The sequence below is a fragment of the Paraburkholderia aromaticivorans genome, assembly GCF_002278075.1.
Lineage (GTDB): Bacteria > Pseudomonadota > Gammaproteobacteria > Burkholderiales > Burkholderiaceae > Paraburkholderia > Paraburkholderia aromaticivorans.
Map to the genome: position 1 here is coordinate 67,913 of NZ_CP022993.1, position 26,208 is coordinate 94,120.

General features: G+C 59.6%; 19 protein-coding genes and 7 pseudogenes. 10 read left to right on the forward strand and 16 right to left on the reverse strand.

Features of this window, described 5'->3' with window-relative positions; all coding sequences use genetic code 11:
* Positions 1–173: 173 nt before the first annotated feature.
* Positions 174–1,088 carry a patatin-like phospholipase family protein gene (locus CJU94_RS39080; protein WP_244221226.1) on the reverse strand — a complete coding sequence of 305 codons (915 nt, stop codon included), beginning with the start codon at positions 1,086–1,088 and terminating at the stop codon, positions 174–176.
* 104 nt (positions 1,089–1,192) lie between these two features.
* Here CJU94_RS39080 and CJU94_RS39085 point away from each other — a divergent pair, with 104 nt between their 5' ends.
* Complete coding sequence (locus CJU94_RS39085; RefSeq protein ID WP_244221227.1) at positions 1,193–2,140, forward strand: transposase; 948 nt, start codon at positions 1,193–1,195, stop codon at positions 2,138–2,140.
* A gap of 210 nt (positions 2,141–2,350) precedes the next feature.
* Here CJU94_RS39085 and CJU94_RS39090 read toward each other — a convergent pair whose 3' ends face one another.
* Together CJU94_RS39090 and CJU94_RS39095 are read right to left on the reverse strand one after the other, a co-directional pair.
* The gene (locus CJU94_RS39090; RefSeq protein ID WP_095423860.1) at positions 2,351–3,097 is read right to left on the reverse strand and encodes a beta-ketoacyl-ACP reductase; all 747 of its coding nucleotides are present in this window, start codon (positions 3,095–3,097) and stop codon (positions 2,351–2,353) included.
* A complete protein-coding gene (locus CJU94_RS39095; protein WP_095423861.1) occupies positions 3,087–3,635 on the reverse strand; it encodes a hypothetical protein in 549 nt (182 codons plus the stop codon). The genes CJU94_RS39090 and CJU94_RS39095 overlap by 11 nt, the downstream gene beginning before the upstream one ends.
* A gap of 311 nt (positions 3,636–3,946) precedes the next feature.
* Between CJU94_RS39095 and CJU94_RS39100 the strand changes: the two are divergent.
* Positions 3,947–4,788: pseudogene (locus CJU94_RS39100) on the forward strand (universal stress protein).
* 21 nt (positions 4,789–4,809) lie between these two features.
* Here the strand turns inward: CJU94_RS39100 and CJU94_RS39105 are convergent.
* Positions 4,810–6,057 carry an ISL3 family transposase gene (locus CJU94_RS39105; RefSeq protein ID WP_095417046.1) on the reverse strand — a complete coding sequence of 416 codons (1,248 nt, stop codon included), beginning with the start codon at positions 6,055–6,057 and terminating at the stop codon, positions 4,810–4,812.
* On the opposite strand from CJU94_RS39105, the gene CJU94_RS39110 reads away from it, so the two are divergent.
* Positions 6,056–6,475, forward strand: a complete 420-nt coding sequence (locus tag CJU94_RS39110) for a hypothetical protein (RefSeq protein ID WP_095417045.1) — start codon at positions 6,056–6,058, stop codon at positions 6,473–6,475. The two genes, CJU94_RS39105 and CJU94_RS39110, sit on opposite strands and share 2 nt — an antisense overlap.
* A 35-nt stretch (positions 6,476–6,510) precedes the next feature.
* On the opposite strand, the pseudogene CJU94_RS39115 reads toward CJU94_RS39110, so the two are convergent.
* A pseudogene (locus CJU94_RS39115) lies at positions 6,511–7,164 on the reverse strand (IS701 family transposase); the annotation flags it as partial.
* Positions 7,165–7,329: 165 nt separating this feature from the next.
* Here CJU94_RS39115 and CJU94_RS39120 point away from each other — a divergent pair.
* Positions 7,330–7,538 (forward strand): annotated as a pseudogene (locus CJU94_RS39120) (IS3 family transposase); the annotation flags it as partial.
* A gap of 131 nt (positions 7,539–7,669) precedes the next feature.
* Here CJU94_RS39120 and CJU94_RS39125 read toward each other — a convergent pair.
* Genes CJU94_RS39125 through CJU94_RS39160 form a run of 8 tightly spaced genes read right to left on the reverse strand, consistent with a single transcriptional unit; the run spans position 7,670 to position 15,660 of the window.
* Complete coding sequence (locus tag CJU94_RS39125; protein ID WP_095423862.1) at positions 7,670–8,257, reverse strand: UbiX family flavin prenyltransferase; 588 nt, start codon at positions 8,255–8,257, stop codon at positions 7,670–7,672.
* 25 nt (positions 8,258–8,282) lie between these two features.
* Positions 8,283–9,656: an FAD-binding oxidoreductase gene (locus tag CJU94_RS39130; RefSeq protein WP_095423863.1), complete on the reverse strand. Its 1,374-nt coding sequence runs from the start codon at positions 9,654–9,656 to the stop codon at positions 8,283–8,285.
* A 50-nt stretch (positions 9,657–9,706) separates the two neighbouring features.
* The gene (locus CJU94_RS39135) at positions 9,707–9,961 is read right to left on the reverse strand and encodes a non-oxidative hydroxyarylic acid decarboxylases subunit D (RefSeq protein ID WP_208645449.1); all 255 of its coding nucleotides are present in this window, start codon (positions 9,959–9,961) and stop codon (positions 9,707–9,709) included.
* A complete protein-coding gene (locus CJU94_RS39140; protein WP_095423864.1) occupies positions 9,958–11,442 on the reverse strand; it encodes a non-oxidative hydroxyarylic acid decarboxylases subunit C in 1,485 nt (494 codons plus the stop codon). Before CJU94_RS39140 ends, CJU94_RS39135 begins: the two co-directional genes overlap by 4 nt.
* Positions 11,432–12,880 carry an aldehyde dehydrogenase family protein gene (locus CJU94_RS39145; RefSeq protein WP_095423865.1) on the reverse strand — a complete coding sequence of 483 codons (1,449 nt, stop codon included), beginning with the start codon at positions 12,878–12,880 and terminating at the stop codon, positions 11,432–11,434. Before CJU94_RS39145 ends, CJU94_RS39140 begins: the two co-directional genes overlap by 11 nt.
* 11 nt (positions 12,881–12,891) lie before the next feature.
* Positions 12,892–13,287 (reverse strand): c-type cytochrome, encoded by a 396-nt coding sequence (locus tag CJU94_RS39150; RefSeq protein WP_157763911.1) that lies wholly within the window; start codon positions 13,285–13,287, stop codon positions 12,892–12,894.
* On the reverse strand, positions 13,284–14,651 hold the full coding sequence (locus CJU94_RS39155) for an FAD-binding oxidoreductase (RefSeq protein WP_095423867.1): 1,368 nt from the start codon (positions 14,649–14,651) through the stop codon (positions 13,284–13,286). Before CJU94_RS39155 ends, CJU94_RS39150 begins: the two co-directional genes overlap by 4 nt.
* Positions 14,652–14,664: 13 nt before the next feature.
* Positions 14,665–15,660, reverse strand: a complete 996-nt coding sequence (locus CJU94_RS39160) for an IS5 family transposase (protein WP_095423817.1) — start codon at positions 15,658–15,660, stop codon at positions 14,665–14,667.
* 639 nt (positions 15,661–16,299) lie between these two features.
* Between CJU94_RS39160 and CJU94_RS39165 the strand changes: the two genes are divergently transcribed.
* From CJU94_RS39165 to CJU94_RS42455, 4 genes and pseudogenes are all read left to right on the forward strand, one after another.
* Complete coding sequence (locus CJU94_RS39165) at positions 16,300–17,700, forward strand: transposase (RefSeq protein WP_095417514.1); 1,401 nt, start codon at positions 16,300–16,302, stop codon at positions 17,698–17,700.
* Positions 17,701–17,733: 33 nt separating this feature from the next.
* A pseudogene (locus CJU94_RS42675) lies at positions 17,734–18,390 on the forward strand (AAA-type ATPase lid domain-containing protein); the annotation flags it as partial.
* Positions 18,391–18,491: 101 nt separating this feature from the next.
* Entirely contained in the window at positions 18,492–19,487 is a 996-nt protein-coding gene (locus tag CJU94_RS39175) for an IS5 family transposase (protein WP_095423817.1), read from the forward strand.
* A 393-nt stretch (positions 19,488–19,880) separates the two neighbouring features.
* Positions 19,881–20,036: pseudogene (locus CJU94_RS42455) on the forward strand (tyrosine-type recombinase/integrase); the annotation flags it as partial.
* A 445-nt stretch (positions 20,037–20,481) separates the two neighbouring features.
* On the opposite strand, the gene CJU94_RS39185 reads toward CJU94_RS42455, so the two are convergent.
* Positions 20,482–21,672 (reverse strand): porin, encoded by a 1,191-nt coding sequence (locus CJU94_RS39185; protein ID WP_095423868.1) that lies wholly within the window; start codon positions 21,670–21,672, stop codon positions 20,482–20,484.
* A 261-nt stretch (positions 21,673–21,933) separates the two neighbouring features.
* Here CJU94_RS39185 and CJU94_RS39190 point away from each other — a divergent pair, with 261 nt between their 5' ends.
* Positions 21,934–22,890, forward strand: coding sequence for an IS1595 family transposase (locus CJU94_RS39190; protein WP_095417030.1), 957 nt, complete (start codon positions 21,934–21,936; stop codon positions 22,888–22,890).
* 307 nt (positions 22,891–23,197) lie between these two features.
* Positions 23,198–23,395 (forward strand): annotated as a pseudogene (locus CJU94_RS39195) (IS110 family transposase); the annotation flags it as partial.
* A gap of 48 nt (positions 23,396–23,443) precedes the next feature.
* On the opposite strand, the pseudogene CJU94_RS39200 reads toward CJU94_RS39195, so the two are convergent.
* Both CJU94_RS39200 and CJU94_RS39210 read right to left on the reverse strand, forming a co-directional pair.
* Positions 23,444–23,689: pseudogene (locus tag CJU94_RS39200) on the reverse strand (integrase core domain-containing protein); the annotation flags it as partial.
* Positions 23,690–25,021: 1,332 nt separating this feature from the next.
* Positions 25,022–26,173: a CaiB/BaiF CoA transferase family protein gene (locus CJU94_RS39210; protein WP_095423869.1), complete on the reverse strand. Its 1,152-nt coding sequence runs from the start codon at positions 26,171–26,173 to the stop codon at positions 25,022–25,024.
* Positions 26,174–26,208: the final 35 nt, after the last annotated feature.

Sequence of the window (26,208 nt, forward strand, 5' to 3'; positions counted from 1 at the left end):
ACACCCATTTATGGGAGGGCAAAACGGGTGTAAATGGGTGTGAGAATGGTGCTTAGCATCGTTCAGCTACCGGCGGCTACCCGACACGAACAAAGCCCTCGCAGGTCAGGGTGAGCGCCACGGCGGCGTGGACGCCGGCGATCACGGTCTCGGGGAAGTTCATGGAATGCGTGTTAGTCATGGGTTGGCGTTCTTGTCCAGCGGGCCAGTTGCTCGGCCGCGCTGCGGTAGCCGATGTCGATGATTTCTTCGGCGCGGTCGAACTCCATGAAGCGCACCGCGCCCAGTGGCGGCTGGATCAGGAAGTCGGGTTGGGTGTGCCGCAGGTCGGCTTCGGTGACGCGTGCCTGCATGATGTAGAGCGAGGCCAGCAGCACCTCGAAAATGCCGGGCAGCGGCTCCAGGGGGGGCTTGTGCAGCCAGGCCTCGAACTGCGCCAGCACCGGGCTGTTGATGGCCCGCAGGCTCTCCAGCAGGCGCGCCATGATGGGGGTATGGGCGTTGCCATTGCCGTTGCCATTGACGTGGCCGGCGGGGTGGGACAGCCGGCCCGTCACGATGTCGTGGTTGAGGTCGACCGCGATGACCAGGTCGGCCCCCATGGCGCGCGCCACGCTCACCGGCACCGGATTGACCAGCCCGCCATCGACCAGGATGCGGCCATTGCTGCGCACCGGCGTCACGATGCCGGGCACCGCGATGCTGGCACGCACCGCCTCGGTCAGGTCGCCCGTCGTGGCCACCACTTCTTCGCCTGTCATGAGGTCGGTGGCCACCGCGGCAAAGGGCAGCAACAAGCCCTCGATATGGGCGCTGGGCACATGGGCGCGCACGAATTCCGCGACCCGCTGACCGTCGATCAGCCCCGAGCGGGGGAACACCGGGTCGAGCAGGGCGACGATGCCCGGCCAGTCGAGATTGCGCAGTCTGGCGCTCAGGCCGTCAATCTTGCCCGAGGCAAAGACGGCGCCAATGACCGCCCCCATGCTGGTGCCCGCCACCAGGTCGACCTCGATGTTGGCCTCTTTCAGGGCGCGCAGCACGCCGACGTGCGCCAGGCCGCGCGCCGAGCCGCTGCCCAGCGCCAAGCCGATCCGGGGCCGCCTGGGCGGCGTGGCTTTGTTCGGATGGGGGTATTGCAAAGTGGCCGCAGTTTGTGTAAAAGCGCAACATCATAAAGCCAGTCGAGATCATGCCATACAAAGCCAGGCTGAAACAGGGTGAAGCGCGCAAGCGCAAGAAGCCCGGGTACCGGGTGACGAACGCTCGTGCGTACAACCAGAGTCTGAGAAAGCGCGGCATGATCAGCCTGTATGTTCCCGATGGCGATCTGAAGGCGCAGTTCATTAACGCGAAAGTCCGTACACCGGGCGTGTCGGGGCGCGAGCCGACCTACACCAGCGCGTACATCGAGCTGGTCTATACGTTCTACCGGCTGTTCGGCTGGGGCATGCGGCAGATCACCGGCTACATGGAGGATTACTGGGCGACCCGGGGGCTGGACATTCCGGTGCCCAGTTCCGGCCAGCTGTGCGACCGGTTCGCCGCGCTCAAGGTGAGTGTCACGCAGCGCTGCGAGCAACTGGCCAGACGGCTCGCGCGCGGCGAAGCAGTGAGCATGATCGTCGACAGCACGGGGCTGAGCTTCGGGCGTGCGAGTGAGTGGTACGAACAGAAGTACGGCAGGAAGGCGACGCAAACGCCGTGGCGCAAGATGCATCTGTCGATCGACGAGGCGATGAACATTCACGCGATCAGCATTACCACCACAGAAGTATCGGACAGCGAAGGAATGGACGCGCTCCTGCGCGCGGATCTGCCATTCGACAGGGTGATTGCGGACGGCGCGTACTACAGCATCGAGCGCACCGAAGCGCTCTCAAACGCGGGCGTGACGCCCGTCATTCCACCGCCGGCTCACGCCGTCGTGCATGGCAACGATCAGACCCGCTGGCATGACCAGATCGTCAAATACATCGATGAGAATGGTATCTATGCGTTCCACAAGAAATATGGCTACGGTACGCGCGCTGGTCGAGGCGCAGATCTCACGCATCAAGCGATGCATTGGGGCCACCCTCCTGACGCAGAAGATCGCGTCGCAGGAGAGCGAAGGCGTGATCATCGCCAACATCATTAACCTGTGGAATTCATTTGGGAGGCCCGTTTCCGTCAAAAATCCATAGTTGCGTCCGCAGCATGGGAACTCATACCCATCCGAACAAAGCCGCCACGCGCGGCCCCCCTTAGCCTGCAAACGCTGCCTGTCGATCGCGAATGACATCGCGGGCATTCGTGCTCGCCGGTATCGCGCAATCGATAGTTCATGCGGCAACACGCAAACCGTGCTCTATCGCATATGCATTCCACCGTTGATGGCGAAGTCCGCGCCGGTCACAAAGCTTGCGTCACCGGAACACAGGAATGCCACGAGCCCTGCGACTTCGTCCGGCTGGCCGAGGCGACCAACCGGAATCTGTGGAAGGACCTTCTTCTCCATCACATTCGCGGGTACGGATTCCGTCATTGGGGTCGCCAGGTAGCCGGGCGACACGGTATTGACCGTCACGCCATACTTCGCGACTTCCAGTGCGAGCGCCTTCGTAAAACCGTGGATGCCCGCCTTTGCTGCGGCATAGTTGGTCTGGCCGAACGCACCTCGCGCACCATTCACGGAGCCGATATTGATGACCCGTCCAAAACCCCGGTCAGTCATCCCGCGGATGAATGGTTTGGTCATGTTGAAAAGTGCGTCGAGATCTGTGCGCAGAACGGTATCCCAATCGGCCTTCGTCATTTTGAGGAAAGACGAATCGCGCGTAATGCCCGCATTGTTCACGAGGATATCAACCGCGCCGACCTCCGACAGGACGCGCTGCGCGCATCGCTCACAGGAGTCGAATTCGGCCACGTCGGCTTCGTACGCCCGGAAATTACGCCCGGCATCACGTTCATGCATGAGCCAAGTCGCCACATGATCGTTGCGTGCCGAGTGCGACATAACAACCGTCATACCCGCATCGTGAAGGCGGCGGCTGATGGCGGCGCCCAGGCTTCCCATGCCGCCGGTCACAAACGCGATGCGTTCATGCGGCATGCTGGTCTCCCCGGGTAGCACGTGCTCGCGTACCTGCCCCGGACGAGCCGTTCTGGACCGGTTGAGCCGCAGGATTAAACGCCGTGTAGTTGTCCACCACACCCGAGACCGCACGCCCGAAACTGCTCATCCAGTCGCGCACCGGCGCACCGAGCGGATTCGTCCCGGCGACCTTTTGCCACTGGTCGAACCAGGCGGATTGCCAACCCGGTTGCCAGCCCTTGAGTCCGTCCCGCACGCTCTCGCCCAAGTCCTTCTGGGTCTGTACCGCGATTCCCGCTCCCTGTTGCCAGATGTTCGTCCCTGCGGCAAGATAATCCCGTAGCACGTTCTGGAAGGTGACAGTGAGTTCGTTCCAGTCTTTGGCGGCGGCTACCGATTCACTGGCCTGACGCAGCGCGTCGAGATCGCGCTCGATCCTCAGTTTTTCGAGCGCCCAGGTATGCTGTCGCCACTCATGTGCAGACGCAAGACTGCGCAGCGCGATGCCGAGGTTCGCGCGATAGAGATCGAATGGGGTGTTGAATTCAGTCGCCATGGTAAGGGTCCTATTTTCGTCGCAAAGAGAAAGGGCAACACGTATGCGGAGCATTCCGTGTGGCGGAAACCACGCGTAAAAGCCGTATGGCGAAGACCGTTGTTTTTACTCTATGCGGTGTGGACTCCTGTCAATTGACCTGTATCAACCCAATCAACTGCGCGTGTTGAACACTCTTCCTCGCGCACGGGGCGAATGCCCTTCTGCACGGGAATGCAGGCTTGACCCACGTCAAATGTCACGCTCGCGGACCGCATGGAATCGGAAGTACCGGCAGGTATCCTCTGTCCTGTCTTTCCGGAGCTTGCGTGATGAACTACAGGAGCATCGTTGTCCATCTCGATACGGGCGAAGGCTCGCACCCGCGATTTGAATTCGCCTTGCAGCTTGCGAAAGAATCCGGCGCTCACCTCACTGGCGTCTTTGCCGTATCTGCATCTGGACCTGCGTCTTTCTATGTGCTGGATGGGTCGGCAGAGTATGACCACGCCCACTACCAGGTACGCCGTGAACGCCGCGCCGCGCTTGAACAACTGTTTCGCGCTGGGCTGGAGAATGCGGACGTGGCGGGCGACTGGATCGCCACCGAGGGATACGCCGGGCCGGCCGTGTTGCGCCATGCGCGCTGTGCCGACCTGATCGTCGCAGGTCAGGATGACCCTGACGATCCCGAGTCCCATGTCGCCGGCCATTTCCAGGCGAATCTCATCATGTCTTCCGGGCGCCCCGTGTTGCTACACCCTTACGCCGGCACCTTTTCGCCAGTCAGCGCGCAGGTCATGGTTGCATGGGACGGCAGCCGCGAAGCCACGCGTGCCATCAACGATGCGTTGCCATTGTTGCGGCGTGCAAAGAAAACCACCGTGGTCACAGTGAGGGCACCGGAGACCACACTGGCTGATCACCCCATTGCGGAACAGGACATTGCCGCGATGATCGCCCGACACGGCGTCCAGGTCGACATGGCCGAGTGCGTCCTGGCGGACAGCATGTCGATCGGTGATGCGCTGCTATCCCTCGCGTGCGATCTCAATGCCGGTCTGATCGTGATGGGGGCCTACGGCCATGCCCGCTGGCAGGAACTGATATTGGGCGGCGCGTGACCCGCGCAATTCTGAAATCGATGACCGTGCCTGTACTGATGTCGCGCTGAACGCGTTTTTTTTGAGGTTCGTCAGTAAAAAGTGTGGGTTGTCGGCGGCTCGGGCAAATTGCCAAGTGCATGATATAGCGCGATTTCCGTCGTTCGAAACGTCCGGAAGCCGTACGCTTTTCTCATGGTGACTTTGGCCTTGTTGTTCAAACCCTCGACGATTCCGCTGGAGAACTGCTTGCGCGCATGAAAGTAGTTGAGAATCAGTTCTCGATGGGCGCGCACGGTGCGTGCGAACTTCTTCATTGGTTCGATGCGTGAGCGCATGACCCGGGTGCACCACTGATCGAGGAACTTGCCTGCCCAGACAGGCGAGATGTAATCCCAGATCTGCTGGAACTCCTCCTTGAGAAGATAGGCGCGGACACTGCGCAGGTTGTAGTGCAGCAGATCGCGCAGGCGCAGTCGCTGATTGTCAGTAAGGTTCTCTGGCCGCTTGAGCAAACACCAGCGGGACTTCTTGAGGACTGGCTCATAGCCGTCGCGGGTCATGCGGCGAGCTTCCTCGGCGCGAACCTCGTCGATCGCCTTGTTCATTTTGGCAACGATGTGGAAGCGGTCGAGGATGTTCAGCGCGTTGGGGCAATGTAGTGCGATCATCTCGATGTAGGGCCGCCACATGTCCGAGCAGACGAACTCGACCTGCTCGCACAACCGTTTGCCGATCATGACGAAGAACTTTGCGAAGCTTTCCTTCGTGCGCTCCTGGCCAACCCAAAGCAGGCGCACGCAGCTGGCCTCGATCTGATAGACCAGCGTGAGATAATTGTGCCCTCGGCCATACTGGATTTCATCGACGCCCAAAGCGCGGATGGTGCCGAGTTCGCGATGGGCCAGCCCCCAGTCGACCACCCACTCCACCGCCTGGGCAACCTTCTCCCAACTGGTGCGAAAGCTTTGCGCTGTCTCTTTCCAGGAGAGCTTGCGTGCCCACTGCGCGAGAAACAGCATGTAGGCCTTGGTCAGCGTGTGCTTGCCGATGGCCCACGGCACCGTCTCGACCTTCACGCCGCACTCACGGCAGTCGACGCGGCGCATGGCGTACAGCAAAATCACCGCGAAGCCCCAGATCGGAATAAATTCGAAACTACGCGATGCGAGCGTGTCATAGCCGCTGCCAGGCCGGTTGCAACACGAACAGATCGGCTTCGAACCCTTGCGTGGCCGCACGTCGATCTCGATGGTTTTGGACTGCTCGCACAGTCGGGCACTTTCATAGACGAAGCCGGGAAAATGATGGCAGGCATTGAGCAGGCGGGTCAGCAACATGGTTAGCAAGCGCGCGGGAATCAGTAAAGACGCTATTGTTACCTCAGATCCGCACGCACTGGAGCGCTACGTCCCGGACTTGCAGAACTGGCCTGCCTCATGGCGCTTCGAGGACGAGGACATCCCATTCGGACAGGCGCTCGTGAAGGTCTTCACACCTTTCCTGCAACACCTGCTGACCCACGGCTATGCCCGCAAAACGTTGCACCGCCACCGCGATCACCTTTGGATGCTTGGTGGCCATCTCATCGAAGTCCGTCACGTCGATCCGGACTTAGCCGCCATGGATGCCCGCACACTGCTTCTCAATGAGATCCACGAGTTCGGTGGCCCGCTTTCGAGGCACCTCTCCGAGCACGAGCAGAACGCCTTTGACGCTACCTGCAAGAAACTCTATCGCTTCCTCTGTCCCTCATGAATCGCATCAAACCACCCACAGATTCCGCCGACGAGCCTGATTTTGATTGTCTTGCCGTGCGCGAGAGTCTCAGCATCCCATTCCAGCGAATCAACATGCCGGTAGGGCGATTTGCCTCCGGAGTCGTCGACCAGCCGGTTGCTCCGCAACGGGCAGTAGTACGCCTTGCCCAGCGACTCGATGAACAGCATCAGATCCTTCGTGGCGTACCACGTATCCATCAGGACGCGGCGAAACGGCAAGCCCTTGTGATGAACCGCATTGGTCAGCATGTCGCGCACGTGATCGAGCTTGGACCTGCCATCGCCGTCCGGATCGTAGATGCGGTAATCGATGACCCAGTATTCTCCGCTGTGCGGGTTCACGTAGACGCAGTTCACCACGCCGATGCCCTTGATGAGGCCGTGAGCGTTGCCGCTGTATTGGCGCCGCACGAGCTCGATCTTGTGCGAGAAATCCTTGTCGGTCACGGAGTCGTCGAACACGATGCAGCCGTCGTCATGCGGGACGATCTGCGCGCGCACGTTGTCCCACACGAGGCGCGGCGTCATGTGCTCGCGGCGCAAAAACCGGTTGATGGCATCGTGGCTCATATCGTCGACGTGGTCGGCAAAGTTGGTCAGCGTGCAGTTGGTCGGGCTCGTCAGCAGGTACTGGCAGTAGCCCAGGCGGCTCAGATGTTTCGTCATGCCCTCAACATTACGAAACTCCGCGCCGCTCCGGGTTTACGTCGTTTTGCAACAATTCGTGTCCGCGTTCACGCGCGGCTTTTTGCGTAAGTCCTATTTCATTCTCTAGTTTTTCCAGGTCATTGAATTTACCTGCGCGTCGCGCCAGGAGTGGATTTCTGTGCGGCGGAGCAAGATCGGTTCTGGGGGTCGCTCAAAAACGAACTTGTGCATCACCGCCGGCTCACGACACGCGCCGAGGCCCGGCAGGCCATCACCGAATACATCGAGATCTTCTACAACCGGCAACGCAAGCAGGCCCGTCTGCCCGTCTTGACTATCTGTCGCCTGCTGCCTTCGTGCAGCGATTTTATAAAACGCGACTCGCGGCTTAACCCATTGCTCTCCACTATTGACGACCGACCTCACTGCTTAACCCGTTGGCGTCCACGGATTCCGACCGACCTCAATTCTCACACCACCGGTTTCGGCAGATACCCCCATTCAGCAAGGCTCCCCGATTTGTTTAAGCCCGACTCTTGATGCCGTTCCAGCGAAATACATCGGGGTTGTCAATCCCGAATTGATCCAGCACGCGTCCGGCGATCTGCGTCACCATCTGCTGAAAACTGATCTCGCCAAGATAAAACGACGGCACCGGCGGAAAGACGACCGCGCCAGCCTCGGTGGCGGCGGTCATGTTGCGTAGCTGAATCAGATTCAAGGGCGCCTCGCGCGCCACCAGGACCAGCTTGCGCCGCTCTTTGAGAACTACGTCCGCCGCCCGCGCGATCAGGTTGCTGCTGGCGCCGTGCGCCACCGCCGAAAGGGTGTTCATCGAGCAAGGGACAATCACCATCCCCTCGGTGCGAAACGACCCCGACGCGATGGACGCGCTGATGTCCTTGTGCGCATAGACTCGGTGGGCCAGAGGCTCAAATGCCTCCCGTCCCAGATTCAACTCAATCTGCGCGTTAAGGATCGCGGCGGGCGAGAGAACCAGGTGAACCTCCCAGCCATCCGCTTGCTGCAGCAACTGCAGCAGCCGCAATGCGATCGCCGAACCCGATGCGCCAGTCACGCCGACGATAAGCCGCCTCGCGCTTGTACTCATGGAAGGCTCCTCCGCATCCGTGTCATCATGCGGCCACGCCGTCGGTGAGCGCTGCCGCGACCTTGCCACGCAGCTTGACAAAGCCGGCGTCAGCATAGGTTCCTAGCGCAGCTGCCCGCAGCGCGGGATCGGCTCGAACCACGCCGATGCCTTCCAGCGCCCAGGCCTGGATCAGCCGCTCGGCACAATCCCGCTGCTTCCTATTGTCGCCGTCGGGGGCGACGAGCAGGATCTCGGCCAGCAGGGCACGCCACGAAGTGCCTTGCTCGATCACGAGATCGCAGCCGCTTTCCCTAGCCAACTCGCGGCTGCGCGCGACAAAACGCAGCGCCTTGTCGCCTTCGATCGGCAGGGCAAACACCAGCCGCAGGTAACGCCCCTGGTGACGTTCGTGAAACGCGCGCCACGCGGCGCTCGCCTCGCCGCGCATCAGGGCCGCATGCGCGCCACCCGGGCCGCTAGAAACCTGACCGAGGTCTTCGAGACGCCCGCCGAGCTTCCCGGCCAAGCCGTGCAGCGTCGTCCACAAAAAATCCAAATTCTTGGGCAGTCCATACACGGCGCCATACAGGTTCCAGGGCGATGCCCCCGGCCCATATAGCGCTTCGTCGCTCGCCTTGTCGATCAGGACCATGTTATTGGGCACTACCATATTGATGCGCAAATCGCGCGCCGCCTCGGTCGCCGCGACGAAGGCCTTTTCATCATCCATGCGCAAGGCAAAAGGCCGATATGCCGGGGGCTGGGGTGAAATCCAGAAACCAACCTTGGTGGGCACGGCCCAGTCGCCTTGTTGATACAAGCCATCGGTGTAAGGCCCGAATCCATACTTGAACAGTTGCCAGGCACGCCCATCGTCCGTGCCAAACGCCCCCATCCCTGTACGCACTAGGGTGCCATCGCGCATCACCAATTCCAGGCCGCACTGCATCATCGCATGGTCGCCATAGGCCGTATAACCGAAGGCCCGATCCAGAATGCCGCCCATTATCGACGCATCGTCATCCCGCCCCGCGTCGACCCACATGGAGAAACCCTTGTCCTTGAGCCATCGGCGCAACTCGCCATAACTCACGCCTGGCTCGACCAGCACATACGCCGAATCCGTATCTACCTTGAGAATACGGTTCATGCGCGACAGATCGACCAGCACCGACCGCTCGGAACCGGCTGCGGGCGCCTGCAGGCCATTACCGCTGTGATTCGGCGTAACCCAGAGCGTCACGCCATCGGCCTTTGCCGCTTTCTGGATCGTCTGCACCTGCTCAACCGTTGCCGGGCGCACGGCGAACTTTGGCGTCACCATGCCAACCGCGCCGCGCAAGGCCATTGCAGCGGTACGGACAGGATCGAGCGCGATCCCAGATTTTTGCAGCAGCTCCGAAAAATTCTTCATCATTTCCCTCGTTATTGCTCGGCAACTTTAATCATAGCTAGCTCATCGACCGCTTATCTCGGCGTGTCGGACGGCAAAATCACCTGGCGCAACTGCGTCAGATCAACGCCCTTCAGTTGCGACCACGCAGCGCGCTTTCGGGGATCGATGGACGCGGGCGGTTCGCTGTCCCGCCAGGTGAAGGCACACTGGGTGCAGTGCCAGATCGACCATACCCTCTCGCCATTGTCGATCCCCTGATGCATCAGGGCCGCTGCCTGCGACTCACAGCGCGGGCAAGGGGGATTCTTTTCCTGGATCGCATTCATGTGACACCTCCTTGCTGCAATTCACGCAGGCGCTGCGCCAGCGCATCGATTTCCGCACTATGCGGACGTTCCACCAGATGCGGATCGGCACCGAGATTATCCGGGGCGACGAAACTGGTCGCGTCGATGATAAGATGGTGGCCCTTGCCAGGCACTTCGGCAGACGGATCGATCGGCACCATGGCCATATTGGGCAGCACGATAATATCTGTGGCGCGGGTCCGCGTCGAAAGCGCCCACATCACATCGTTCAGATTGAACGGGTCCACCGTTTCATCGACCAGGATGATGTTCTTGAGATACATCAGCCCGTGCGGTGTCCCCAGCGCGCGCATTGCCACCGACTTGGCGAAACCGCCATAACGGTTGCGCACCGAGATCACCGCCGTCATGCCGTGCTGATACATGGCATTAACCGCTTCGACCTCCGGGAAATCCTTCTTGAGTTGTGCGTAAACGGGCGCCGAGGTATTGAGGCCGATCAAGGTGTCGTGTTCGGTCCATCCCTTGCCGATATAAATGCTTTCGAAAATCGGGTCCGTACGGTGCGCGATGCGCGTAATGCGGAACAGCGGGACTTTGCGCACCCCGCTGTAGCTGCCCGGAAACTCGCCGAACGGCCCCTCGGTCTCGCGATGGTTGAGCAACAATTCCGCCTCGATCAGGATTTCGCTATCGGCCAGGATATCAGTGCCGTTGGCGGCTTTTGTAAGGCGTAGCGGCGCTCCCATCATCTGCGAAGCGTAGGCGTACTCGGATTCCTCGTAACCGACCGGCGTCGCGGCGAACAGCACCATCGCTGGATGGTTGCCCAGCATTACGGAAATATGCAACGGCTTGCCGTTCTGCTCGGCAGCCATGATGTGCCGCCCCATGTCGTGCGAGGGGATCGATAGCAGGGTAAAAGTGTCGCCCCCCATGGGCTGGATGCGGTAAATTCCAACATTCTGCTTGCCGAACTCGTCCGGATCAAGCGGGTCGCGGCTCACCACGCACGCCTTGCCAATGTAGAAACCCCCATCGCTGGCGTTGATACGATGCAACGGCAATAGTTCGTAGAGGTTGAAGTCTTTTTCCCGGACGTTCTCGAATATCGGCGCCTGATCCGTTGCCACCCATTCGAGCAGCGGTTGATCAGATCCCCAGCGCTTGATCAGATCGAAAAACAGTTCGCGCACGGTGGCAGTCTTGGGTTGCCCCATCAAGATCGCCAGATTGGCGAAGCTGCCGTGAACATTGACCGCGAGGCGCTTGCCCGGATAACCGCGAATCCGATCGAAAAGGATCGCAGGACCGCCGCCGGGATCGTTGCCAGCGGCCACGGCGATATGACGGATATCGGGCTCGGGCAGCACGGCATCCGGCCACTGCACGTACTGCGCATGCTCGGACAACAGATCGAGAAAGTCGCGCAGGCACCGCACCCGCTTCGCAACCTGGTGCGCCATGGCAGACAGCGCCACGCCTTTGTCAGTGACCATGGCTGGCTCCGGGCGTTTGAATCGTCACCCACTTCCATTCGGTACAGTGATCGATGTCCGTCACCGTGCCTTCACGCCCCATTCCCGATTCGCCGACGCCGCCAAAAGGCACATGCGGTTCGTCGTACAACGACGGGGCGTTGATATGTACCATGCCCGAGCGAATGCCGCTAGCCAGACGAATCGCCTCGGTCAGATTCTGGGTGTAAATGGCCGCCGAGAGACCGTAAACGGTGTCATTGGCAAGACTCAGCGCCGCTTGGGGCGACTGCACGGGATAAACGGATGTTACCGGGCCGAAGGTCTCCTCGTAGTAACACTCCATCTCCGGCTTGACGCCCGTGAGTATCGTCGGCAGACATCGGTTACCTGCCCATTTGTTGCCGGTCACGACCAGGGCACCTTGCGTCACGGCATTGTCGATGTGACGCTGGATGCGCTCACGCTGGCGCACCGAGATAATGGGTCCGGTCCAGGTGCCGGGATCGCGCAGGTCACCATGGCCGATGGCCTCGGCAGCCTCCGCGAAACGCCCAAGGAACTCGTCATGCACGGCGCTCTCGACCAGAATCCGGCTCGAGCCCATGCATACCTGCCCCTGGTAGAGGAACATCCCCATTACTGCGCCCTGTACGGCGGCGTCGAGATCCGCATCCTTGAGGACAACAAGGGGGCTTTTGCCACCCAGCTCGAGCAGGGAGCGCTTGAAGTGTCGGCCACACAGTTCGGAAAGATGGCGCCCCACCCGCGTGGAGCCGGTAAAGTTGAGGCCCCGATTCAAGGGATGCGCCACGAGGCAGTCACCGATCTCTTCGCCGAAACCGGTGATGACGTTGAAGCTGCCGGCAGGAAGGCCCGCGTCGCGGAACAGCTCCGCGACCCGCACGGCAAGCACCGGCGCATGTTCGGACGCTAGCAACACGACAGTGTTGCCAGTGGCCAACGGCCCGGTGCATTGCTTCATCGCCTTGATCAGGGGCACATTGAACGGGGTGATGCAGGCAAATACGCCCAGCGGCTCGCGCACAGCCAGTGACAACCGTCCCGGCGTATCCGAAGGCAGCGTCAGTCCGCTGATGCGCCGGGGAATGCCGGCGGCGGCGCGCAAATGGGCCAGCGCGTACTTGAGCTCGAACTGCGCCTTGATGAGCGGCGAACCGATCTCGTCAATCAACACCTCAATGAAGACCTCCGCGCGCTGCTCCAGCAATTCGGCGGCCTTGATCAGCCAGTTTTCGCGCTGCGCCGGTGCGGTTTCGCGATAACTTGCAAACGCCGCGTGCGCGGCCTGAACGGCCAACTCTACATCCTCTGGGGCGCCGCGGCTCGCTTCGGCGTAAGGCCGATCGTTTTCCGGGTTCAGATCCTGGAAAGTAGCGCCGCTCTTAGCGTCACGAAACTGGCCATCGATCCAGAGCTGCGTCTTGACAATTGCCATTTTTGTCTCCATCAATTTTTGTTTTTTGCCGGCAAGCCGACATGCGGTCCCGCCGCGAGATAACGCGACAGCGCATCAAGCTCCTGGTTACTGATCTCGGCGGGACGGAAGGCGGGCATCAAGCCGCGTCCATTGCGTACGAGATACCTGACGAAATCGACAGTGAGATTGTCGCGCTGGACCAGCGCCGCCTTATCCATGCCGTAATACTTGGCCAGTGCGAACGTGCCGGGATTTTCCACCCCAAGGGCGTGGCACACGGCGCAGTAATGCGTGTAAACCGCCTGCCCCTTCGCCATGATGTCGGCGTCGAAAGGCCCTGCGGCCTGAGCTGCGCGCAGGCCCATGCCGCCAAGCAGCAGCGCCGCGAGCATATTGTTCAGCAAAACCGATGACACGCGCTTCATGCCTTGACCTCCTTGCGCATAGTTTTCGGCCATATCCCCATCTTGCCGGGCGATAGAATGCCTTGCGGATCGAGGGCGTCCTTCAACTTTTCGTGCTGCCGCCAGAGCGATCGGTCGTTCCAGTTGTATGTAGCGGCAATCTGGTCCATGAAATCGATGTGCGTGCGATATTCACCATAACCGGCCTCTGACGCCGCCCGGACCAGTTCGCCAAAAAGTTTGTTTGCCCGCGCCTTCGAGTCCTCGTTATCACGCTCGAAGGTCAGGCAGAAGATATGATGCATGTCGCGCCAGCCAACGGCGAATTCGCCGCAGTAATCGAATCCGGCGGCATCGCAGCGGTCGCGAATCAGGGCATATTGCCGCATGGCATCGGGCCCGGTAACCGGCGAGATGGGGGAGAAATCAATGTGCGCGCCATTGGGAATCCAGTTCATCAGGTTGTATTCGGTCATGTTCGGCACGCCCATGCCAAGCTTTTTGCGGTACTCCCACGCCGCCTCGCCCTTGCGATCCGCATCCAGGTAAACCTTGGCGCCTGGTATTCCCATGAAAATGTCGCGAATAACTTCCCAGGTGTTGTCCATGATTTGTTCCGGACCGTAGAGGGCGCCATAGAAATTCCATTCCCCAATACGTAGATCCCGCTTCATTTTTTGGCGCGCGCTCGGCGGCAAGGGACCCCTACCTGTGTAATAGTCGCTGCGGCGCACCTGCACGGCTGCATCCCAAATCAGCCCAGCCGTCACCGCCACGGCGGGAATCAGCATATTGACCTTGAGCGGACGCAAGGCTTCCGTGACCGCTTCCAGATCCTCCTCGCGCTCGAACGTAAACATGTAGGGCCGATAGCCTTGAGGCTCGCGCATCAGCCAAACACCCATCTTGGTCACTACGCCATAATTGGACTGGGTAAACAAGCCATCCATACTGGGGCCGAAACCGTATTTGTACAGGTGGGCAGTTTGGCTGTTGGGCAAGGCCCCCATGCCCGTATTCACGACGCTGCCGTCAGCCAGAACCACCTCCATGCCGCACTGCATCATCAAGTGGTCGCCATAGGGCGTGTAGCCGACGCCGTGTTCAAGCGTGTTGGGCATTACGCCGCCCCAGGCGGGCGCTGCGCAATCGATCCACAGCCTGGAGCCGATTTTCTTCAGGTGTCGATAGAGATCGATATAACTGACGCCGGGCTCAACCACAGCGTAACCGTGTTTCTCATTGACTTCGAGAATACGCTTCATCCGCTTCATGTCGAGGACGACGAAGCCGGCCTTGCGTGGCGCCGGACCACCATACGCAAAATTCTTGCCGGTGCCGATGGTCCACAGCGGGGCTTTGTTCGGATGGGTATGAGTTCCCATGCTGCGGACGCAACTATGGATTTTTGACGGAAACGGGCCTCCCAAATGAATTCCACAGGTTAATGATGTTGGCGATGATCACGCCTTCGCTCTCCTGCGACGCGATCTTCTGCGTCAGGAGGGTGGCCCCAATGCATCGCTTGATGCGTGAGATCTGCGCCTCGACCAGCGCGCGTACGCCGTAGCCATATTTCTTGTGGAACGCATAGATACCATTCTCATCGATGTATTTGACGATCTGGTCATGCCAGCGGGTCTGATCGTTGCCATGCACGACGGCGTGAGCCGGCGGTGGAATGACGGGCGTCACGCCCGCGTTTGAGAGCGCTTCGGTGCGCTCGATGCTGTAGTACGCGCCGTCCGCAATCACCCTGTCGAATGGCAGATCCGCGCGCAGGAGCGCGTCCATTCCTTCGCTGTCCGATACTTCTGTGGTGGTAATGCTGATCGCGTGAATGTTCATCGCCTCGTCGATCGACAGATGCATCTTGCGCCACGGCGTTTGCGTCGCCTTCCTGCCGTACTTCTGTTCGTACCACTCACTCGCACGCCCGAAGCTCAGCCCCGTGCTGTCGACGATCATGCTCACTGCTTCGCCGCGCGCGAGCCGTCTGGCCAGTTGCTCGCAGCGCTGCGTGACACTCACCTTGAGCGCGGCGAACCGGTCGCACAGCTGGCCGGAACTGGGCACCGGAATGTCCAGCCCCCGGGTCGCCCAGTAATCCTCCATGTAGCCGGTGATCTGCCGCATGCCCCAGCCGAACAGCCGGTAGAACGTATAGACCAGCTCGATGTACGCGCTGGTGTAGGTCGGCTCGCGCCCCGACACGCCCGGTGTACGGACTTTCGCGTTAATGAACTGCGCCTTCAGATCGCCATCGGGAACATACAGGCTGATCATGCCGCGCTTTCTCAGACTCTGGTTGTACGCACGAGCGTTCGTCACCCGGTACCCGGGCTTCTTGCGCTTGCGCGCTTCACCCTGTTTCAGCCTGGCTTTGTATGGCATGATCTCGACTGGCTTTATGATGTTGCGCTTTTACACAAACTGCGGCCACTTTGCAATACCCCCCATCCGAACAAAGCCGCGCCGCTCCGGGTTTACGTCGTTTTGTAACAATTCGTGTCCGCGTTCACGCGCGGCTTTTTGCGTAAGTCCTAAAGGTACTCGAGAGTGCCGACTTCTCGCTTGTTTTTTCTCGGACTCGCTCCGGCCTCGGCGCTTTTCATCTGAACACCGATCCATTTCCTGGTGATGTGATCCGGCGTGGCCGGTTGCCTTCGTGCACCAGATTCATCGTCAGGCGGCAGTGATCAAACTCACGTTGCTCTATTCCTCAATCAATGCCTTGTTGATGCTCTCGTAGTTGACTTGCAGGGGCTCACATCGCTCAGCGCATCGCCCACGAAGGACTCAGTGCGGATCTTCCTGTCCCGCGTATCGCTCGTCTGTCAGTATGCCCCGAACTGGTTCGGGAGGGCCTTGCAATGGGGGGGGGGTGAGTGACCCCGCGCGTCTTTCATCTATCGCGGCGAGCATCGCCTTGATCGTCTCAATGAGTCTTTCGATTTGAAGGAGCCGTTTGTGCTGCCTATATTGCATATTCTATGCGATACTTCGTAGTGCAAAATAATGTAGAGAACAACAATGAAACTCTGGACGGCTTGGTGGGACGCGATCTGGCTGCTACGCCCAGCGTTTTCTCGCCTGCGCAGCTTCATGTGGTTCGCAACTGTCGTCGCTGGCTTGACTGTGCGCACCGAGTTGCTGGGCGTGACCAGCATCGTGCGGGCTCTCAAACTGCGGCCAGCCCTGTACAACAAGCTGCGTGACAGCCTGCATAGCGACGCCGTGCAGCTCGATCAGCTTTCAGCGCTGTGGACCCAGACGGTGCTGCGCCTGTTCCCTGACCCGCTACGCGTCAATGGCCGACTGGTTTTGGTCGGCGATGGCATCAAGGTGGCCAAGAGCGGCAGGAAGATGCCCGGCGTCAAGCTGCTGCATCAACAGTCCGACTCCAACACCAAGCCCGAATACATCATGGGGCACTCGATGCAGGCGGTCAGTATGCTTGTGCGGGCCGCCCAGAGCGTCTTCGCCGTACCGCTGGCCGTGCGTATTCACGAAGGTCTGGTGTGGTCCAACCGCGATCGGCGTACCTTGCTCGACAAGATGATCTCGCTGCTTGGCATCGTCTCGGTGCAGCAGCCGTTCTACTTCGTGGCCGATGCCTACTACGCTGCTGGCAAGATCGTCAAAGGCCTGCGCGATCGGGACAACCACCTGGTCACACGCGTGAAGTCCAATGCAGTCGCCTGTGCCCCGTACGTGCAGCAGGGACCGCGCAAACGGGGGCGTCCCAGGCGCTACGGTGAGAAGATCAAACTCAAATCGCTACTGGCTGATCCCCAGGCCTTGCAATCCGCCCCCAGTCCGGTCTATGGCGAGCACAATGTCACCATTCACTATCGGGTCTGCGATCTGCTGTGGCCGGCGTACGGTCAGCTGGTTCGCTTCGTGGCAGTGACTCACCCAAGCAGGGGTTCGTGTCTGCTGATGTGCACCGACCTCAGTCTGGATGCCGTCGAGATCATCCGCCTGTATGGATTGCGCTTCAAGATCGAGTACAGCTTCAAACAGGCGGTGCATCGGATCGGCACATTCGCGTACCACTTCTGGATGCAGGACATGAAGCCGCTCGCCCGCCGAAACGGCGATCAATACCTTCATCGCGAGTCACTCGAGTACCGCAACGCCGTCAAGCGCAAGATCCACGCGTACCACGTCTTTATGCACGCTGGCATCGTCTGTCAGGGACTGCTTCACTATCTGGCAGCGGTGTTCCCTTCACAGGTCTGGAGTTCCTTTGGATCCTGGCTGCGCACTATCCGCCCCGGCATCCCTCCATCGGAGTTGGTCGTCGCCAACGCACTACGTCAATGCCTGCCCGAATTTCTCGTGAATAGCGCCAAAACCCATTTCTTCGCAAAATTCATCGCAGAAAGGCAGGACCCCGACACATTCGAGATGTTCCGCCTGGGCACATAGCCGAAAAACCACGCCTGAATTCGGCACTCTCGAGTAAAGGTAAATGTTCGGGTAATTACTGCCACTAATGAAAACCTCAAACAGGCGGTAAAAAGCCGGCGTTTCCGTGAGGATCTTTTCTATCGGCTGAATGTGTTTCCAATTGTTATTCCACCTTTGCGTGAAAGAAAGGATGATATCCCGCTTTTGCTGGAATTTTTCATAAAGAGATTTTCAACGAGGCATGATCGGTGCCTCAAGGGCTTATCCGGCCGTTCGCTTCAGCTATTGCTGGATTACTCGTGGCCCGGGAACGTCCGCGAGATGGAGAATGTGCTCGAACGTGGTGTTATCCTCGCTGAGGAAGGCGGTACGCTCGATGTATGTCACTTGTTTAGTAGCGGTGAGACCGTGGAATGTAGGGGTGCTTTTGGTTTAAGCGACCTCGGATCGCTTGTCCTCGATTCCATATCGACGAGTGCTCCCGCCGAGGCGATCGGGAACAGCGGAAAAGCCCCGGAGGGGCTCGAGGATTGGGCAACGCTTGCCGTACAGATGAACAAAGCGACACTTTGCGAGATCGAAGATGCGCTCGTACGCGCAGCACTCAAAGCCGCGAACGGGAACATATCGGAAGGCGCACGTCTTCTTGGATTGACACGTGCGCAACTCGACTACCGTGTCAAGAAGAGGTCTGGTTTGAGCGGTTGAGCTTGCCCGCCGATCTTCGCTGAGGCTTTGTTCGGATGGGGGGTATTGCAAAGTGGCCGCAGTTTGTGTAAAAGCGCAACATCATAAAGCCAGTCGAGATCATGCCATACAAAGCCAGGCTGAAACAGGGTGAAGCGCGCAAGCGCAAGAAGCCCGGGTACCGGGTGACGAACGCTCGTGCGTACAACCAGAGTCTGAGAAAGCGCGGCATGATCAGCCTGTATGTTCCCGATGGCGATCTGAAGGCGCAGTTCATTAACGCGAAAGTCCGTACACCGGGCGTGTCGGGGCGCGAGCCGACCTACACCAGCGCGTACATCGAGCTGGTCTATACGTTCTACCGGCTGTTCGGCTGGGGCATGCGGCAGATCACCGGCTACATGGAGGATTACTGGGCGACCCGGGGGCTGGACATTCCGGTGCCCAGTTCCGGCCAGCTGTGCGACCGGTTCGCCGCGCTCAAGGTGAGTGTCACGCAGCGCTGCGAGCAACTGGCCAGACGGCTCGCGCGCGGCGAAGCAGTGAGCATGATCGTCGACAGCACGGGGCTGAGCTTCGGGCGTGCGAGTGAGTGGTACGAACAGAAGTACGGCAGGAAGGCGACGCAAACGCCGTGGCGCAAGATGCATCTGTCGATCGACGAGGCGATGAACATTCACGCGATCAGCATTACCACCACAGAAGTATCGGACAGCGAAGGAATGGACGCGCTCCTGCGCGCGGATCTGCCATTCGACAGGGTGATTGCGGACGGCGCGTACTACAGCATCGAGCGCACCGAAGCGCTCTCAAACGCGGGCGTGACGCCCGTCATTCCACCGCCGGCTCACGCCGTCGTGCATGGCAACGATCAGACCCGCTGGCATGACCAGATCGTCAAATACATCGATGAGAATGGTATCTATGCGTTCCACAAGAAATATGGCTACGGCGTACGCGCGCTGGTCGAGGCGCAGATCTCACGCATCAAGCGATGCATTGGGGCCACCCTCCTGACGCAGAAGATCGCGTCGCAGGAGAGCGAAGGCGTGATCATCGCCAACATCATTAACCTGTGGAATTCATTTGGGAGGCCCGTTTCCGTCAAAAATCCATAGTTGCGTCCGCAGCATGGGAACTCATACCCATCCGAACAAAGCCGCCACACGGCTCCCTTATTGTTGAGCGCTTTGCTCAACCTTGCGACGCCATCTTTAAGCGGTTTTACACCACCGGCAACACCGCCTTCGAGCGATCCTGCGTCGACAGCTTCATCGTCCGGGTCAGGGTCGATGCCTTCGCGATCACACGCGATGGCCAAATGCCTTTTTCGCTAATCTTGGGCTGTTCACGATGTCCGCAGCCCTTGAATCAGCGCGCCAATCCCGATGTGGAAACAACTGACTGGAGAGCCCGTCGCGGGAAAACCGCACACCGGGTTCGGAGGGAGGGGACGGCGACCGCCGTTTCCTACCCCTATACAATGGCGCTTATATCGTTGGGTAGATTAGCGGCATACGCATGCGACCCACGCGATCGCCAGAGGGGTCGAGCTGAGCGCCGTGCGAGATAACCTGCGTCACGCGTCGATTTCGACCACATCGATTTACTTGCATACCGACGATGTAAAGCGGGCACGGCAGTTTGGGCAGGCGTTTACCGACTGAGTTACTCGCTCGTCACGTCAGGCAACAAACCGATTGACGTTCACAATGTGGAATGACGGAATTTTCTGGGGTTCCGGCGTAGAACCCCTTCCACGTCGCGCGCGAAATCGGGGGGATCTCGATGGCGAGCGACAGCTGGCCACCGCGCATGCGCCGGTCAAGGTCGTCGTAATCGGTCAGCGGTGTCTGCTGCAGTATCTGGGGCACCATTTTGAGCCTAACAAGAGCGATGCGGATTTCAGGACCGAGGCGGGCTGACGATCGACGCGTCGTTTAGGCGACGCGTATCCGGACTTTCAGTCCGTAGTACAAACCCACCGGCTTTAGCCGGTGGTTGTTTAGAGGCACCAGTGCGACGTTGACTCGACACGACGGTGCGTGAGCAGGCAATCGCGCTCCGACCGAGAGCGGGCTGCCGGTCGGAACGTGTGCGAAGCGTGTGCGCTCAGAATTTGTGGCGCATGCCAATGCGTGCAACGAACTGCTTGCCATTCGACGAAATGGCGGCGGTATTGGTGATGGCCGCGACGGCCGGGCCGCCTGTAGAGTCGTCGCCGAGGGCGCGTTGGTAGAGCGCCATCACGTACACGTCAGTGCGCTTGGAAAGCGAGTAGTCGAGCGACGCGTCGTATTGCAGATACTTCGCGCGTTCGACTGATTTTCCGTTCTGCTCCGTGAGCGCATTGCGATCGACGTAATCAGACGCCAGGAGCAGTTGCAGCGCAGGCGTGAAACGATAAATGAAATTGACCTGCACGTCATTGAAGGTCGCCGTGCTACCGGTCGCGTATCCCGAGGCCGGACCCTTGGCGCCGGTCGGCATCGGATTGCTGCCCAAATCCATGAACTTGGCGTTCGTATACGTAACGCCGAGCGTCGCCGGCCCGAATCTATAGGAGCCGCCGAAATCGATCAATTGAAACGTGTTCGCGCTCATAAAGCCGGAGTAGAGCGGCGTCATCAAGGCTTCGGGCAGGCTTGATGCGGCAGTGCTAAACATGCCGGTGCCCGGGTTGCGCGCGTTAAGGTAGGCTGCGCCGAGGGCGACCGGTCCCTGGTTATACGAAGCGCCGAGCGACCAGATCTGGTTGTTGGTGAAGCTGCCAGGCGTACCGCCGAGACTGTACGTACCGCCGAATTTGAAGCCCGAAAAGTTGGGACTTGCATACTTGATGGTGTTGTTCGAGTGGTAATCGATGTTCGAGTTGTCGAGGTCGCCCGGGTGCGCGCCGTAGACGCCGCCGCCGAGTAGGCCGGCCGCGAGTGGGGACGCATAGTCGAAAATCGAGTCGTACTGGCGACCGAGCGTGACCGTGCCGTATTGAGTCGCGAGGCCGACCCAAGCCTGGCGGCCGAACATCAGGCCGTTCTGGCTGAGTGTGCCGCTGTTGAGGTTGAAACCGTTTTCTAGCAGGAATACTGCCTTCATGCCGCCGCCGAGGTCTTCGGCGCCGGTCAGGCCGAACCGGTTACCCTGCATCACGCCCGAGGCTAACTGGTAGACGTGGCCGCCCTTGTTGTTGGTGACCATGTCGAACCCTTCGTCAATGATGCCGTACAGGGTGACACTGCTTTGTGCATGTGCGGCACCGGCTAATGTTCCGAGCGCAACGAACGCGATAATTGACTTTTTCATGTGGTAGGTGATTGTTGTTTATGTGTCTTGAAACATCCGCGCGCGAACTCGAGCCATCTGCGCTTATGTACCTTCAGCAATTCAACGTGGCAGAGCCCCGCTTCGGGTTGGTTCAACGTCGCTACACTCTGCTCGACACTAAAGCGTCTGCGCCACGTTACACGGCTATTTTATTTTTCCTGATTAGCCATCTACCTCAGCCAAGTTCATCGGATTATCCTGTACAGGGTGAAATGAATACATCCAGGCGAGGAGCGCGTTATGGCAATCAATCAAGTCCAGTTTCAAAAGGGCCTTTCGATGGCCGAGTTCATGAATCTGTACGGTACGGTCGAACAGTGTCATGCGGCGCTGGTGGTCTCGCGCTGGCCGAACGGCTTTGTCTGTCCGAACTGCGCGAAGAGCGCGCATAGCACCTTCGTGCGCAACGGCCGGCAGCACTGGCAATGCCAAGCTTGCCGACATCAGACGACAGTCACCTCCGGCACCGTCTTTGAGGCGACGAAACTGCCGCTCACCCGCTGGTTCCTGGCCATGCATCTGTTGACCCAGGCCAAGAACAACGTCTCGGCCCTGGAACTCAAGCGCCATCTTGGAGTGCGCTACACAACGGCCTGGATGATGAAGCACAAGCTGATGCAGGTCATGGCATCGCGAGAAGCCTCCCGTGTCCTCGACGGTCGCGTTGAAATCGATGACGCCTACCTGGGCGGCGAACGTCCGGGCAAGCGCGGTCGCGGTTCCCCAAACAAGGTCCCCTTCGTCGTGGCGGTGCAGACCACCGACGATGGCAAACCTGTCCTCGCCTGCTTCGTCCGGATTCCCTTCACAAGGGACGCCATTGAAACCTGGGCCAGGCAGGCGCTGTCGTCTTCCGCTCAGGTCCTGTCCGACGGACTGGGATGTTTCCGGGGCGTGACCGCCAGTGGCGCCGCGCATACCGCTATCGTGATGAACAGCGGCACGGGAAGGGAAGCCGCGCAGCACCCTCAATTCCGCGCCGTGAATACGGTACTTGGCAACCTGAAGACGGCTATCAGCGGGACTTACCATGCTTTCGATTTCCAAAAATACGCCGACCGTTACCTGTCAGAACTCCAGTACCGATTCAACCGTCGCTTCGACCTCCGTAGCATTCTCAAACGCCTCGTGCGCGCTGCCGCTACGACACCGCCATGGCCGGAGCCGGCCCTTCGGGCGGCTGAGGTAGATGGCTAATCAGGTTATTTTTTGACAGTTCCTAATGTCAGCTGTCGCTGACGACGTAACAGATTCAACAATGCCACTACTCAGCACTCTCGTAAATCAGGGTAAATTCGAGGCCGCGTTTGATTCCACGCGCCAGGCCAGCCTTCCACCTACCGGAAATGGAATGGACGCCTCCATCCCGCGCGAGGTGGAAGCGATGAACAGACCCACATACTCGCGGACCGACCGAATCAATACGGTCGGAATGGAAGATCATTGACGTCTTCAGAGCCAACCGGAGGAGGTCCATCATGAACCTACAGCCGTAGGAGTTGACATCGCCAAAAGCGTGTTTCAGGTGCACTGGGTCGACCCGTACACAGGTGAAGTCGTCAACAAGGCAGTTAAGCGAGACAAATTTCTTGAATACTTCGCGAATCGTGCGCCCTGCATGATCGGTATCGAAGCGTGTGGCGGTGCGCAGCATTGGGCACGGCAACTGACAAAGATGGGTCATCTGGTGAAGCTGATGCCGCCGAAGTGAGGTTGCCCGCGAATTTCGGATCCCTTAACTGAGCGGAGATTATGCCACCCGTTGGTTCTGGGTGGCGTACCAGTCCTGCTCGAATTGCATCGGGCTGACGTAGCCCAACGTCGAGTGCAAGCGCGAATGATTGTAGAAGCTCAACCAGTCGATTACCTCGTCCATTGCTTCGCGACGCGTTGCAAAGCGCTGGCCAAGGATGCGCGCTCGCTTGAGCGATCCCCACAAGCTCTCGGTCGGCGCGTTGACCCAACAATTTCCTCGACGGCTCATCGAGCTGCGCACCGCGATGGCTAAGAAAGAGCGGCTGGCCGGAGTGATCGCCGCCGTCGGCCATCTGGCGACGATTGCGAGCACGATCGCTGTGCACGTAGACGTACAGCCGCTCATAAAAACCGCGCGGCAGGTGCAACACACCCTTGACACCGCCCTTCGTGTCGATGCCCGTACCCGGCCCGCAGGCGAGACGGATGTCGTCGCCGTGAAACTCGCCCGGCTTGCGCATCACGTGTTTCGCGCGCACGGTTAGTACCGTCTGGATGCGAGCGCCCGTCAACAGTGCGAACAGATGAACGAGCGTCATCTCGGTGTTGCCGAGAGCGGCTAACGATTCAAGCAGCACCGACTGCTCGGAAGAGGCGAGCGGGCGCAGGCGACCGCCGTCCTGAATGCGATCGTCCCACGGGTCTTCTACGCGCCGACCGCTGATCGACAGGTCGGTGGTCTTGACCTCAATCACTCGGCCGAAGCCCTTCTGGTCCCTGAACTCGATGAAACGGCCAGATTCGACCCACGGCGCGTTCGCGGGCCTGAAGCCTGCTTCGGCCACGAGCCAGCGATAGAAGCGCACCACGGCGCCCATACGACGCCTGGCAACACCCGCAGACAGTTCGCCTGCCTGCACGGCCAGCCTGATCGAGGCGCTGTAGCGGTAGGTCGGACGTTGCCGCTTGTTCACGGGGAACGTCAGCCAGTCGACGCCCTCGTCATCCAGATAACGACAGAACGCCACCAGGTCGTCTGCGATGCTGGCGAACGTCAGCATGTTGGCCGACGACTTCGACTCCATCATATCGATGAGCCAGAGGTTCGCCTCAGCCCACGGCGCACCGTTAGCAAGCCGGACAACAGGAAACAGCGGGAAGGCGCCTGCGATCCACTGCGGGCGGGCGTCGCGCCGCGTGCCGGTGTCGGGGTCTGCGAGCGGGACTGTGTGATAGATGGTGCCCCCCTCGGGGGTGGTGATACTGACCGGCGTCGCGCCGGGAGTGTCGCGGTCAACGACCTCGGTCAGCGGCAGTTGCCGGATGGTCGTTCGTCTTGCTGTCATCGTCCAGATCCTCTGCTGTGTTTGTGCGGGTGTCCGCTTTAACACAGCCTGCGAGTATCAGGAGATCGTTCTTCACTTGCGCATATTCCCTGGAAGCTGCCGGCCAACCTACGCTGATCCGCGTTCCCACCATACGTCGCGCGCTCCGCCACCTCAATTGAGGGGCGTCGCTGATGGACCGCATACGAACAACCAGATCGAGCGTCGATGTTGTGGAGCGTCGTCGAATTCGGTGCTGAAATGGGCGAAGTCGACCTGTGCCTGTTCGCCGGCGGCTGTCTCAAACCTTACTTCGAAGCCGCGTTCGGTGACGTAAGCCACGAACGGTCAACACCCCAATCGGCAAGTGCTTGATCATTGTGTTCGCCGGCGTACGGGGCTGGCATACTGATTTCTGCAGTAGTGCGGCTAAAGCGCGGTGCCGGTGCTGGTTGGGTCACGCCGCCGCGCTCGATAAATGTATTGCGCGCTACATTGTGTGGATGGTGGCGCGCCTCATCCAGACTGAGCACTGGCGCAAAGCAAGCATCAGTGCCTTCCATTACCGCACACCATTCGTCACGGGTCTTGGTACGGAATCTTGTGGCAAGCTTTTGTTTCAATGTTGGCCAAGCTGCGGCATCGAGCTGGCGACTGAATTCCGGGTCATCAATCTCAAGCTTTTCGATTAAGAGTGAATAGAACTGAGGCTCGATAGCACCGACTGAAATCCATTTACCGTCCGCGCACTGATAGGTATCGTAAAAATGGGCGCCGCCGTCTAGCAAATTGGTTTGCCGTTCGTTACTCCACAGCCCCATCGCCTTGAATTCATACACGATCGATGCCATCAACGCCGCACCATCAGTAATCGCGGCATCAACCACTTGTCCGCGCCCTGACTGTTGAGCTTCCAGCAGAGCACTCACAATCCCGAATGCTAGCATCATGGCGCCGCCACCTATATCCCCGATCATTGCGGGCGGTGCCACTGGCCCGCCGTCAGCACGCCCAATGGTATGCAATGCGCCGCTAATCGCGATGTAATTGATATCGTGACCGGCGGCCTGATTAAGCGGACCGTCCTGCCCCCAGCCGGTAATACGGCCGTACACTAGACGTGGATTGCGCACGTGGCAAACATCGGGGCCAATGCCTAAGCGCTCCATTACGCCAGGTCGAAAGCCCTCAATCAAGGCGTCGGCTGAATCGATCAATCCCAGGAATGTCGCCACACCCTCTGCGGACTTGAGATCGAGTGCCACCGAACGGCGGCCCCGGTTGAGAATACTGTTGCGGCCTGGTCTCATGAATCCAACTTCACGGTCCTCGCCAACCGCATCCAGGCGATCGATACGCAAGACTTCTGCACCCATGTCAGCTAGCATCATTGCACAAAATGGTCCGGGGCCGATGCCCGCGACTTCGACGATCTTTAATCCTTGTAATGGCCCGGCCATCGTATACTCCTATTATTCCGTGGAAACAGCCACTA